Origin of the sequence: Chryseobacterium piscicola (genome assembly GCF_900156685.1) — a bacterium.
Lineage (GTDB): Bacteria > Bacteroidota > Bacteroidia > Flavobacteriales > Weeksellaceae > Chryseobacterium > Chryseobacterium piscicola.
Genome location: NZ_FTOJ01000010.1, coordinates 13,843 through 26,698 on the forward strand (window position 1 = coordinate 13,843; position 12,856 = coordinate 26,698).

Annotated in this window: 14 protein-coding genes; 2 read left to right on the forward strand and 12 right to left on the reverse strand. The window is 34.7% G+C overall.

From position 1 onward, the window contains the following. Positions 1–2: 2 nt before the first annotated feature. The 5 genes from BW939_RS13570 to BW939_RS13590 are packed head-to-tail and all read right to left on the reverse strand — an operon-like array spanning position 3 to position 2,483. Positions 3–1,037, reverse strand: a complete 1,035-nt coding sequence (locus BW939_RS13570; protein ID WP_076452562.1) for a hypothetical protein — start codon at positions 1,035–1,037, stop codon at positions 3–5. 13 nt (positions 1,038–1,050) lie between these two features. Next, on the reverse strand, positions 1,051–1,272 hold the full coding sequence (locus BW939_RS13575; RefSeq protein ID WP_076452563.1) for a hypothetical protein: 222 nt from the start codon (positions 1,270–1,272) through the stop codon (positions 1,051–1,053). 11 nt (positions 1,273–1,283) lie between these two features. Beyond that, positions 1,284–1,625 carry a DUF2085 domain-containing protein gene (locus BW939_RS13580; RefSeq protein ID WP_076452564.1) on the reverse strand — a complete coding sequence of 114 codons (342 nt, stop codon included), beginning with the start codon at positions 1,623–1,625 and terminating at the stop codon, positions 1,284–1,286. A gap of 1 nt (position 1,626) precedes the next feature. Next, on the reverse strand, positions 1,627–2,241 hold the full coding sequence (locus BW939_RS13585) for a PH domain-containing protein (RefSeq protein WP_076452565.1): 615 nt from the start codon (positions 2,239–2,241) through the stop codon (positions 1,627–1,629). Between the two features lie 23 nt (positions 2,242–2,264). After that, on the reverse strand, positions 2,265–2,483 hold the full coding sequence (locus BW939_RS13590) for a hypothetical protein (protein WP_076452566.1): 219 nt from the start codon (positions 2,481–2,483) through the stop codon (positions 2,265–2,267). A gap of 172 nt (positions 2,484–2,655) precedes the next feature. On the opposite strand from BW939_RS13590, the gene BW939_RS13595 reads away from it, so the two are divergent. Further along, on the forward strand, positions 2,656–3,447 hold the full coding sequence (locus BW939_RS13595) for a class I SAM-dependent methyltransferase (RefSeq protein WP_076452567.1): 792 nt from the start codon (positions 2,656–2,658) through the stop codon (positions 3,445–3,447). A gap of 44 nt (positions 3,448–3,491) precedes the next feature. Here the strand turns inward: BW939_RS13595 and BW939_RS13600 are convergent, their stop codons facing one another. The 3 genes from BW939_RS13600 to BW939_RS13610 all read right to left on the reverse strand — a co-directional run bounded on the left by BW939_RS13600 (position 3,492) and on the right by BW939_RS13610 (position 5,736). Then, positions 3,492–3,734 carry a YtxH domain-containing protein gene (locus BW939_RS13600; protein WP_076452568.1) on the reverse strand — a complete coding sequence of 81 codons (243 nt, stop codon included), beginning with the start codon at positions 3,732–3,734 and terminating at the stop codon, positions 3,492–3,494. A gap of 204 nt (positions 3,735–3,938) precedes the next feature. Next, complete coding sequence (locus BW939_RS13605) at positions 3,939–4,781, reverse strand: isoaspartyl peptidase/L-asparaginase (RefSeq protein ID WP_076452569.1); 843 nt, start codon at positions 4,779–4,781, stop codon at positions 3,939–3,941. A gap of 70 nt (positions 4,782–4,851) precedes the next feature. Next, positions 4,852–5,736: a cyanophycinase gene (locus tag BW939_RS13610; protein WP_076452570.1), complete on the reverse strand. Its 885-nt coding sequence runs from the start codon at positions 5,734–5,736 to the stop codon at positions 4,852–4,854. 195 nt (positions 5,737–5,931) lie between these two features. Between BW939_RS13610 and cphA the strand changes: the two genes are divergently transcribed. Continuing rightward, entirely contained in the window at positions 5,932–8,562 is a 2,631-nt protein-coding gene (gene cphA / locus BW939_RS13615) for a cyanophycin synthetase (RefSeq protein ID WP_076452571.1), read from the forward strand. A gap of 54 nt (positions 8,563–8,616) precedes the next feature. Here the strand turns inward: cphA and BW939_RS13620 are convergent, their stop codons facing one another. Genes BW939_RS13620 through BW939_RS13635 form a run of 4 tightly spaced genes read right to left on the reverse strand, consistent with a single transcriptional unit; the run spans position 8,617 to position 12,817 of the window. Next, positions 8,617–9,801 carry a hypothetical protein gene (locus tag BW939_RS13620; RefSeq protein ID WP_076452572.1) on the reverse strand — a complete coding sequence of 395 codons (1,185 nt, stop codon included), beginning with the start codon at positions 9,799–9,801 and terminating at the stop codon, positions 8,617–8,619. A gap of 57 nt (positions 9,802–9,858) precedes the next feature. Further along, on the reverse strand, positions 9,859–10,686 hold the full coding sequence (locus BW939_RS13625; RefSeq protein WP_076452573.1) for a type 1 glutamine amidotransferase: 828 nt from the start codon (positions 10,684–10,686) through the stop codon (positions 9,859–9,861). Between the two features lie 32 nt (positions 10,687–10,718). After that, positions 10,719–11,837 (reverse strand): carboxylate-amine ligase, encoded by a 1,119-nt coding sequence (locus BW939_RS13630; RefSeq protein ID WP_076452574.1) that lies wholly within the window; start codon positions 11,835–11,837, stop codon positions 10,719–10,721. Positions 11,838–11,863: 26 nt separating this feature from the next. Next, complete coding sequence (locus BW939_RS13635; protein ID WP_076452575.1) at positions 11,864–12,817, reverse strand: ATP-grasp domain-containing protein; 954 nt, start codon at positions 12,815–12,817, stop codon at positions 11,864–11,866. Positions 12,818–12,856: the final 39 nt, after the last annotated feature.

Sequence of the window (12,856 nt, forward strand, 5' to 3'; positions counted from 1 at the left end):
TTTTAGATTATTGTTTTTCCGCTGCGTTTGTTATTAAATACACTTCCATTCTTATTACTATTATTATCCGGACTCGTGACCAACAAAATAATAATCACAATCACAAAATCCAACAAAATACATCCTGCTAAAACCATAAATTGTGAGAAACCAAAATTGCTGATAGCGTGTCTAAATGCATAACCCAATTTTCCAATTTCTTGCGTGTCTGTTGTAGCTGGCTCGAATTTTAATTTTTCGTTTCCTAAAATTGAGCTCGCTTTCCCACCTAATTTATTGTATTCGTTCAAAGATTGGTCTATTTTACCTTGTGCTATATCATTAATTTGGTTATTTGGTAATGCAAGTATGGCAGGTATTTCTTTATCCCATTTCAAAACAGCATTATTAATATCAGTCATCAGATTTTTTTCTTCTGGTGAAAGGTTGTAAACCATTTCTACAACTTGCTCTTCCATTCTGCCTGCCAAGTCAGAATAGCCAGATGCATTATTACTTACTTGTGTAAGAGGTGTAAGTTTTCGGCCCAAAAGTTTTTCAATTCTACTAATTATTTGTTTTGCCTCTGTTCCAATACCTGGATTACTCGGGCTTGTAATTTGAGTTTTTAATAAATTTAACTCACTTCTAATTTCTTGTCTGGTCTTTGAGTTAGCTACAGTATAATTTAATTTAGATTCTACATCAGTTTCTAAATCATTTAGCTTTTTATCTATAAGACGTAGCTCCTCTGTATAAATATCCGTACGCATAAACCTCGTATACAAAGCATTAAAGTTGGCGATAAAACAAAATGAAGCGATAAAAATGTAAATCCCAACTAAACTTCCGGTTGGTTTGCCTTCTAGTTTTGCAGCGCGTAACATCCAGCATAGAAAAAGTAAAAGTAAGGAAAGAACCAATGCGATAACAAATGAGGCATTTCCGAAAATTTGCTCAAGACCAAGCCAAGTTTGATAAAAACTTACGCTGATTAATAAAATGGCGAGCACTCCCAGAAAAAGGTCAGTTGCTCCTAAAGAAGAATTTTTACTCATGTTTTATATTTTTTTAATTATTTCCTGCAACTCTTACCAATATATTGAGAACCAAACCGATTCCGAATCCCCACAAAGCAGCATGGCATGCTGACTGAGCTTTATTGGGATTTGTTCCCTTATTAGAAAAATAAACAATAATCCCAACAATTGGGAAGCAGAAAGATGCAATTGCAAGTCCTGTACTTAGTTTGTCATCATCATTATGTGACTCTGAAAATTTTTTTTCGCTCATAGTTTTTATTTTTATAAATAGTTTAAAATTAAATCTCCAATAGCTTTACCGAGAATTGAGATAAGAGACATGGATCCAACACCTGCCATTATTCCTGTAATTAATCTTCTGTAATTGTTGCTTTCCTTATTGTATTTCAATTGTATAATTCCATCTAAATAGGTTGGTATTATTAATAGTAAAGTCCACCAAATGTTGAGCGAAAAAATACTAAATAGAAAAAAAGGGAAAGTGAGATATCCTAAATGAATACCTGTACACCTAGCGCAAACAGGAAATTGTTTATTCTTCCAAAAGAAAGAACGATTGGGTTTGCGATGACAAAAAGGTAATTCTATAATAAGATTTTTCATATTATAATCTTGATAATATCTCTGCCTTTTTTTTGTCAAATTCTTCCTGAAGAATGAGATTGTTGTCTAATAAAGTTTTTAGTTTTTGTAAAGTTTCAATTGGGTCTTCTTTTTTTTCTTCAGAAGTTGAATCTTTTTGAGTTGATGGAATATTGGTAGTTACTGTAATACCTCCACCAGCAATTGCTCTTTTATCTTCTAAATCTCTTTGTCTTCTATAATCAAGCATGTCCTCTTCTTTTTGTTGAGCAAATTGATAAAGTTTTCTAGCTTGACTTTTAGGTAAATAATCTAAAGTGTTTGTGTAATTTCTTACTGTACGAAGCATAAACGTAGCACCCAAAATATTTTCTTTGATATGACAATCAGCAACATCTTTCCATGCATAATCTTGAAAATCCATTGAAAGACCGAAAGATTTTGGTCTACAAAATATTATTCTCTTGTTTGTTAAAGCAATGCAATCTGGTGATAGGTTAATTGCTGGTTTTTTTTGTACTGCAACATATTCTACTTTTTCGTCGGCAGTTAGTAATCCCGAAATTTTTTCCAAAACTTTTTCTACAGCTTTCGAATCTTGTTCCTCGTTCAAAAATTTTTTTAGTTCTTGTATCATAATATTACTTTATTTTTTTCTACTTAATTCCTCACAAAGCAAAACCCCGCATCCTCTGTATAGCAATAGCTTTGTTTTTTAAAATTATACACTATTGGCGCATTCATTTCAAGCTTCATGTAGTTAAGATAGTGGTACACCATTCTTTCAGACAGTTTGAGGTTTTCAGCCAGACTTTTCGGGCTTCCCGTTTGCTGGATGTGTACCAAATTGTGTATCCTGATGATAATTCTAATGTCCATAGTGATGTGAAGCCAGTGCAAGTCGCAATTTTAACACTTTGTACTGCAATAATATTTCAGTGTTTTGTTATTTCTTTGCAAACGTACATCAGCTTTTTGGAATTTTTTTACGGGATACCGCATTTTGCTGAAATTTTAACAAAAAAAATTATATTTACAGAAAATATACACTATGGAAAATTATTTAGACATCAACAAAAACTCGTGGAATGCTAGGGTAGAACCTCATTTAGAATCAGATTTTTATTTCGTGGATGAGTTTTTAAAAGGAAGAAACTCTCTTAATTCTATTGAACTGGATTTGTTGGGAGACATAAAAGGAAAAAGTGTTCTCCATCTGCAATGTCATTTTGGGCAAGACTCTATTTCACTTTCAAGAATGGGTGCAAAAGTTACAGGAATTGATTTATCAGATAAAGCTGTTGATACAGCGAGAGATTTAGCAAAAAAATGCGGAACTGATACAGAATTTATCTGCACAGATGTATACAATCTTCCTAATGTTTTAAATGAAAAATTCGACATCGTTTTTACGAGTTATGGAACAATTGGCTGGTTGCCAGATTTGAAACAATGGGCAAATGTAGTCAGTCATTTTTTGAAAAAAGAAGGAGAATTTGTAATGGCAGAATTTCATCCTTTGGTTTGGATGTATGATGATGATTTTGAAGGTGTAACCTATAATTATTTTAACGAAAAACCTATTGTAGAAACCTCAGAAGGCACGTATGCAGACACTTCGGCAGACATTGTTCAAGATTACGTTTCTTGGAACCATCCTTTGTCTGATGTTTTGCAAAGTCTGATAGATGAAAAGCTGACTTTAGAAAATTTTAGCGAGTTTGATTGGTCACCTTATGCATGTTTTAAGCATTTGGAAGAGTTTGAGAAAGGGAAATGGCGAATCACTAAGTTTGGAAATAAAATACCAATGGTATACGCAATAAAAGGGAAAAAAAGGTAAGCTATTGCAGCTTACCTTTCTCCGTATATATGAATTTAAACTTCTTAATTCTGATTCACTTTCTGCTCAACAGTTGACTTAGCTTCGTCGAATTTATTTTGAGCTTGTGAAGCAACATCATTTGCTTTAGATTTCAAATCACTGCCCCATTTGTTTAAGTTATCTTTTGCGTTATTGATTTTGTCTTTTACTGCTTGTTGCTCTTCAGGAGTAGATTTTTTGTACTTCCAAAATGCCAAAGCTCCTAAACCGATCAATGCTAATAAACCTTTTGTCTTGTTTCCCATGATTTCTATTTTTTTTAATTTTAATTAATTGATACAAAACTATATGTAAATTCTATGCCAAGGAATTTAGTCTGACCATTAAAGTTTTGTTAAATTTTTTACGCCGAAGAAATTTTATACTTTTAAAAACTTTAATTTACAATTTATTTGCATCAAAGTATTAAAAAAAATAAAATAGCCGAAATTATTTTTGGAAATAAATTTCTACAAAAAAACATCAAAAATAGATCCGTCATAGCTTGCAAAAACCATCTTAGGATAAGAGTCCTGATGAAAAACATTTCCGTCTTTATCAATTGCAATGGCTCCTGCAAAGCCATCTATTGCTTTTAGTTCGGCAAAAGTTTTCGTGAAAGCTTGTTGCAAACTCATTCCATCAGTCACTCGTGTTACTATCTTTGTGGCGGTTGCGTTGCTTACAATGTCTTCACCTACTCCTGTACAACTTACAGCACAAAATTCGTTAGCATAATTTCCGGCAACTGTGGCAGAATCAGAAATTCTTCCCGGAATTTCAAAACCTTTCCCACCGGTAGATGTTGCAGCAGCCAATTTTCCAGATTTATCTATGGCAACACAGCCTACAGTTCCTTTTCCGCCATTTTTAATTTTGGCTTCATATTCAGCTCTTCTTTGAGGAATTTCTGTTGAAAAATTTTCAAAACTATGTTCAGTGGCATAGTTTTTTGCACCATTTCCGCCTAAAACCCTGTCGTCTTCCTTCATTAATTCTTTTGCAACCAAAATCGGGTTTTTTACATCCTGAATGTTAATGACCCCACTCATTTTCTGAGTTTCACCATCCATTAAAGCAGCACTCATTCTTATAATACCATCACTTTGAATTTGTGAACCAATACCAGCATTATACAAATTATCATCTTCCAAAAGCGAAACAGTGAATGCAACAGTTTCTACCGCAGAATGGGTTTCTAAATATTGATAAGCCTTTTCAGCAATGCTTTTTAAAGAATTCTGCTTGGCAAATTTCATTTCTTTGCTTTGGTCACTTTCAGAAAAAAAGCCACCGTGGATGATGATTTTCATAAAATATAATTGATGGTTGATAAAATATCATTTATTTTAAATAATTATAATAAATGATCAATGCCTGTTTTTACGTGAGTGGAATAGGATTAAATTGAGAATTTTCTATCGTCATTTCTTTTGTTGTAAGATTGTAATGATCATTCATAGACATTACATGAACAGTAAGATTTTCTATAGAAATTGGCTCGCCGAGATTGATGTTCGTTAGATTGGTATCTTTTATAAATCTTCCATCAACCAAGATTACAAGTCCGGATCCAACGGCTGTCATCACGTCATTGTGAATAAAAAGACCAGTATCTTCACCTAAACCAATTCCCAAAGTTCTCGGATTGTTCACAACAGCCTGAAAAAGCCTCCCGATTCTTCCTCTCTGCACAAAGTGTGTGTCAACAATTACATTATCAATCAAACCTAAACCTTGAGTTGTTTTTATTTCACCTTTCAGCAAAGCTTCAGAACTGCTTCCCTGATAAATCATGTTTTCAGATGCAGCAGCAGCTCCGGCGGAAGTTCCGGAATATATAAAGTCTTGTTCCTGATATTTTAGTAAAATAGTATCATGAAATCTTGTTCCACCAAGAATTGATGTAAGTCTCAGTTGATCACCACCAGTAAACATCACTACATCAGCAGCGTTTGCTCTTGCCACGAGTGCATCAGAATTAGCTTCTTCACGGTTATAAATGTCTAAAATGTTTACATTTTTTGCACCCAGATATTCGAAGGCTTTTTTGTATTCTGCCCCTACAATCTTCGGAATTTGTGAAGCCGTTGTTATGACTTCAATCACAGAATCTTCCTTGTGTTTAGATTCTGTAATGATCTTTCTTAAAATTCCTCTTTCAAAAAAATTTAAATTTTTCTCTACATTCTGGTCGTAGTCGGTTTCAGTAAAGCTGCCTTTGTTTACAGCTCCTCCGATAATAATTAATTTTCCCACAGGTTTCATAGTCAGCAAAATTAAAAAATTTCGGCGGGGTAATAAAATGTTAATTGTATTTTAACGAAAGGATTTTTCATTGGAGATTATTTATTGATTTATTGTAGATTTTAAGAAATATTTAATTGGCTATTGCATTCTTTTAATGTTTTGCATTATCTTTGAGTGTACAACGAAAATTGATAATTAATTCTAGACTGTTATATGAACATTGAAAAAATACAAGCGCTAAGAGGTCCAAACATCTGGAGCATAAGAAGAAAGAAGCTCATTCAGATGAGATTGGATCTCCAAGAAATGGAAAATTATCCTACCAATAAGATTGATGGGTTTAGAGAACGTATCGAGAAGTTGCTTCCGTCACTCTTTTCTCATCGATGTTCAGAAGGTGTAGAAGGCGGTTTTTTTCACAGAGTTGAAGAGGGAACTTGGCTGGGGCATGTTATAGAACATATTGCGCTGGAGATTCAAACTCTTGCAGGGATGGAAGTGGGATTTGGTAGAACGCGCGAAACGCGAACACCTGGAGTTTATAATGTAGTCTTTAATTATATAGAAGAAAATGCAGGGATTTTTGCAGCAGAAGAATCTGTAAAAATAGTAGAAGCTCTCGTTGAAGGAAGTGAATATGATATTGCTGCATGTATCCAAAAGCTAAAAGAAATAAGAGAAAGAGTACGTTTAGGTCCTTCTACAGGGAGTATTGTTGAAGAAGCAGTTTCTAGAAAAATACCTTGGATTAGATTGGGAACTAATTCTTTGGTTCAGTTGGGATATGGGGTTAATCAACAGAGATTTCAGGCCACAATTACAGGAAATACCAGTTGTATAGGTGTTGACATTGCCTGCAATAAAGATCTCACTAAAAGAATGCTTCACGATGCCGCAATTCCGGTGCCTATTGGTGAATTGATCGTAGATGAAGAAGGATTGGATGAGGTAGTAAGAAAAATAGGCTATCCTATAGTAATAAAACCACTAGATGGAAATCATGGTAAAGGCTCTTCTATTAATGTAAATGATTGGGAGTCGGCTAAAATTGGTTTAGAACACGCCCAAACCTATTCAAAAAAAGTAATTGTTGAAAAATACATTACTGGATATGATTTCAGAGTTTTAGTTATTAATAATAAAATGATTGCTGCAGCAAGAAGAGTTCCCGCTCACGTTATTGGAGATGGAGAATTAAACCTTCAGCAACTTATTGATAAAGAAAATCAAGATCCGAGAAGGGGTTACGGTCATGAAAATGTACTTACTGAAATCAGTATAGACAAAGATACAACGGAACTTTTAGAAAAACTTCACTATACATTAGATACAGTTCCTCAAAAAGGAGAAGTAGTTTATCTAAAATCCACTGCTAATCTTTCAACTGGTGGCACATCTATCGACGTTACCGATATGGTGCATCCCGAAAATATCACAATGGCAGAAAGGATTTCTAAAATCATCGGTCTTGATGTTTGTGGAATCGATATTATGGCTGAAAACCTTACGCAGCCTTTGAAAGAAAGTGGCGCTGCCATCATTGAAGTAAATGCTGCTCCTGGATTCAGAATGCACCTGGCACCAAGTGAGGGATTGCCAAGAAATGTTGCCGCTCCGGTGGTTGATATGCTTTATCCACCAGGAAAACCTTTTACCATTCCTATTATTGCGGTAACTGGAACTAACGGAAAAACCACGACAACGAGATTAATTTCTCATATCGTAAAAAATAATGGCTATAGAGTAGGATTTACCACTTCAGATGGAATTTATATTCAAAATACGATGTTGACGAAAGGGGATACTACAGGGCCAATTTCTGCAGAATTTATTTTGAAAGATCCAACCGTAGAATTTGCCGTTCTGGAAACTGCAAGAGGTGGAATTTTGAGATCAGGATTAGGTTTTTCTAATTGTGATATCGGCGTTTTAACCAACATAAAAGAAGATCATTTAGGCATCAATGATATTCACAATCTGAAAGATCTTACAAAAGTAAAACGTGTGATTCTTGATAGCGTGAAAAAGAACGGATGGAGCGTAATGAATGCTGACGATGAGTATTCAATGAGAATTATAAACGATTTAGATAGTAATGTGGCCATCTTCAGCATGGATGAAAACAATCCTTTCATAAAAAAATATGCGAAGGAAGGTAAAACCACTTGCGTCTATGAAGAAGGCTTTGTAACCATTAAAAAAGGCGACTGGAAAATCAGAATTGGTAAAGCCAAGGATTTCCCGATTACAATGGAAGGCAAAGCTAAATTTATGATCGAAAACGTACTTGCTGCAAGTTTAGCTTGTTATCTTTACGGATTTGCGATTGAGGATATTTCAAATTCACTTAGAACATTTATTCCAAGTGCACAGCTTACTCCAGGAAGACTGAATGTTTTTAATTTTAAAAACTTTAAAGTATTAATTGATTTTGCTCACAACCCATCCGGATATGAGGCAATTGAAGATTATCTTAAAAATGTAGAATCTACCAAGAAAATAGGTATAATTTCTGGTGTTGGCGATCGCCGTGATGAAGATATTAGACTTTGCGGGAAAATTGCAGGAAGAATGTTTGATCATATTATCATACGCAATGAAAAACACCTTCGTGGAAGAACTGAGGAAGAGATTAACGGTTTAATTATCGAAGGAATGCAAGATTCTGGTAGAGATGTAAGCTATGAAACGATTCCGAAAGAAATTGAGGCACTGAAACATGCCATGGGAATGGCCGAAGACGGTACTTTTATTACCGCACTTAGCGATGCAATCTCTAATGCAATAGATTTGGTACAAGAATATCAGGCAAAAGAGTTTCTTGAAGAAAATAAAGGAGTTTAAAGTAAAATTTAAGTTAAAAAAGACGGGCGATCCAAGTGGTTCGCCCGTTTTTTATTATTCTTGATCAAAAAAAGCGTGAGAACTGCCAATCCAAATCGCATCTTTTTTATTAAAATCTACGTTGACCATTTCTGCCTTTGTCATTCGCACAAGGTATTGAACCAAAACAGGTCTTTCTTCTTTTTCCTGCCAAATATATAAAAGCCTAATTTCTGCACGAGAAAATTCACCATTAATATCCTCAAAAACGGGAGCGTATTCTACTTTTCTCTGTAAAATATAATTCTCTTTATCTTCAATTTTATTTGTAATCTCAGCTGTAGGATAAAGGTTTACGCCACTTCCTGCGAAAGAAAAAAGTGGTTTCAGAACAAAATTACTTAGATTTTCTTCTTTAGGGAATTCATTTAAAAAGTAACTTTTCGGAACAAATTCATGTTTTAGTAAAGGCAAAAGATATTTGGAAATTTTAAAAAACCAATTAGGATGCGTTACCCAAGTCACATCAACCTCCTCTCTGAAGTCAAATTCAGTTTTCAGATCCGGTATTTTGTCTAGCTCATCAAAAATTACTCGGTTGTAAATTCTTTTAATTTCTGTGTATTGACCATCGTTGTCATAAAAAAGTTTTTTGCCTTCTTTCTTAATTTTAGTAAGACAAACGGTTTTAATTCCTAAAAACTTTTCTGTAAGTTTAAAGTCAACTTCCGTTTTTTGTCTTTCAGGATAGATTTCAAGCAAAATCACATTCTCTGGATTTTCATCTCCTAGAATTAAATTTTTCATCTGTAATAAAAATTCTTCATCACTCATTTTGCTTTTTAAATCGCTTAAAAAAGGATAAACTTCACAAAAAGCATCTTCATAAACCTTCTGAAAAGCGTATAAAGAAGGAAACGCCTGAAGTTCGATTAGCTGAGGTTCTATTTCGTCTTGAGAAGTTCTACAAATTCCAAAATCGATGGTAAAAAAATGAGGTTTTAAAGTATCATTCGGAACTTTACAATTATCTGGAATCGCTTTTTGTAAGGCTTCCGGAGACATGGCGATGATTTGGTCTAAAATACTTTCGCTGGCGTCAGTAAGTTTAGTTTTAAAATCTTTAGTTAAGAAAATGGGGCTTTCTGAAAGCTTGAATCCTGTTTTTATTCCGCTTTTTTCTGTAAGAATAGAATTTATTTTTAAATATTTCTCATTAGAGAATTCTGAATTAAATTTTTGTCTGTATTTTGAAATCATCCTTGATGTTTTTTTTAATTAAAAAATCGGGCGCTTTGCCCGATTTGTGCTGTATTTCTAAACAGTTTCCGGCTGTAGAATTTTTTGTTTAGCATCTTCCAGAAATCGTGGTAGAATTTGTGCCTGAGTCAATTTTATTTTATCGTCATCATCCATCCTATCCAGCGTTTCCAGATATTTTTCTTTGCCATAATTCTCAATCATTGCCAATTTGTTCGCTTCATCTTTTAGGTTCTCAAGCATTCCTTCAGGGTTGGCTTCCGGATGAAACTGAGTGCCAAAAATTTCTTCTGAAAAACGAATCGCCATTACTGCTCTTTCGAGGTTGATGTGAGGACGAAACTTTTCAAGCGCCATTATTTTCATTCCTAAATCATCAAATTTCTGCTGATTCGGCTCTATGAATTGATACGCTCGCGAGTCTACGGCATAGAAAGGGTTGGGTAAATTTTTAAGTAAAAAATCATTCTCTCCATCTACGGATTTATGAATTGGCATTACACCAAATGAGTAAGATTTTCTTTCACATATATTCCCAAGTTTCCAATGTATACTTGCAATCTGAAACGAATGACAGATTAAAAACATATATTTTTTGTCTCCGGAAGTTTTATTATGATTAAAAACTTCGTCTAGAAGGTCGGCAAATTTTCCTTCCCACTCATGTCCTTCTCTATGAGGATTTCCTGGTCCTCCAGATGAAATAAAAATATCAAAATCCTGCAATTTTGGCATCTCATTCAGGTGTCTTATGTCAAAAGTGGTAATGCTTATTTGTTCTTCAGAATTTGCTTTAAAACTTTCAGAAATTTCACGGATGTTTTTAAAACCCTGATTTTTCTTATTGTTATTCATATCCAGTAGCGCAATTCTAATCTCTCTCATAACTTCATAATTTGAACAAAGTTATCAATTTTTTATAAAGTAGCCTCGCTGTGTGTGATGCCAAATTCTGTCTCAGAAATCATGTAATCAACTACTTTCTTTAGATCGCCCGTCTCTTGAAGTACTTTAAGTTGTCGGTCTGCACCTGTTCCGTTTTCAATAATAGTCCATGCATATTCTACCTCTTTTCGACAGCCTAAATCATCAACAACATCGTCAATAAATTCCAAAAGTTCTTTCAAAAGATCACGGTAAGGTACAGATTCCTCCTTTCCAAAATCAATTAAATGAGCATCTATTCCGTCTTTGGAAGCACGCCATTTATTTTCATTTAACAATAATCTTCTGTAGCTTCTGAAACTTAAATTTTGCTGATGTAGTTTATAGATTTTTGCTACCAAGCACTGCATGATTGCAGCAAGGCAAACGGTTTCATCTATTCTCATCGGCATATCGCAGATTCTGAACTCAATAGTCGGGTAAAAAGGGTGCACACGTAGATCCCACCATATTTTTTTGGCGTTGTCAATCGTTCCGGTTTTCACTAGAAGATCTACATAGCTGTCAAACTCAGAAAGAGAATTGAAATAACTCGGAATACCAGTTCTTGGAAATTTCACAAAAATCTCCTGTCTGTAAGATTTAAATCCTGTATTTCTACCAATCCAAAACGGGGAATTGGTTGATAAAGCATAGACGTGAGGTAGAAAATAGCGCATTACGTTCTGAATTCTCACCCCTTCCTCACGATTGGGAATCCCGATGTGAACGTGCAGTCCGAAGATGAGGTTTCCCCTAGCCACGTCGCCCATATCGTCTACGATTTTATTGTAACGTTCGCCGTTGGTAATGGTGTTGTGTTCCCAGTTGGAAAAAGGATGTGTTCCTCCTCCCGATACGCGAAGTCCTTGCTCATGTGCTGTAGCAATAAGATGTTTACGCAAACTTGTAAGTTCTTCTCTTGCTTGCTGTATATTTTGGCAGATTCCTGTTTCCATCTCAATCATAGATTCGTGCATTTCGTGTTTTAAATTTTCGCTTAAAACTGCTTTACCTCCTTCAATGATTTTTGAAACGTGAGAAATAAGATCTCTGCTCTCTACGTCTATGATTTGGTATTCCTCTTCAATTCCTATAGTGAATGTGTGCATGCTTTGTGTTTTCGGGGATTAATTAATTATTTCGCAGAGTCCTTTACAAAAGTTCCCCAAGATATATTTGCTTTTCCGGGTACATATTCTTTGGCTTTTTCAATCGCAAATTTTGCAGCATTTTCTACAATCCACTTAAAGTTTTCTTCTCCAACAGAGTTTTTGTCTGCGTCTGGTGCCGGATTACAGAAGTCAATAGCGTAAGGTATTCCGTCTCTTACTGCAAATTCTACCGTATTGAAATCGTATCCCAAGGCTTCATTCATTTTGATGGTGTAGTCGTGAATGGTTTTTAGAAGCTTTTTCAGCTTAGCACCAGATGTTTGATGTGTAGTTGCATATCTTAAATGATGTTCATTTCTTGGCTCGTAAGGCATGATGTGAACGTACTTTTTACCAAGACAGTAAACTCTGTAGTAATCATCGAAAACAATTTCTTCTTGTACCATCATTACCAATTGCTCAGTTTCTGATAATTTTTCCCAAAGATCTTCTGGGCTTTCTACGCGGTAAACACTTTTCCAACCGCCGCCATCATGAGGTTTCATATACGCAGGAAATCCTACATAATTAAAAATATAATCCCAATCATGTGGAAATTTAAGATTTCTAAATGAAGTTTCTGAAGTATTGCTTGGTCTTTCGTGTGAAGGTAGTAAAACGGTCTTAGGAAGTGGAATGCCCAATTTTGACATGAGTGCATTATTGAAAAATTTTTCATCTGCACTCCACCAGAAAGGGTTGTTCATGACATACGTTCCGTTCAAGGCTGCGTTTTTAAGATACGCTCTGTAAAAAGGAACATCCTGTGAAATTCTGTCGATTATGACAGCATATCCGTAATCAACGCCTTGTTCAAGTTTATCGATCATTACGGGTTCTGCAACGATTTCTCCTTTGCCTAATTCGTTTACCTTATCAATGAATGCCCAAGGAAATGTATCTTCCATACCAAAAAGAATTCCTATTTTTTTTGCCATAATAAAAGTTTTTTTATGTGTTTAATATTGTTTTAGATA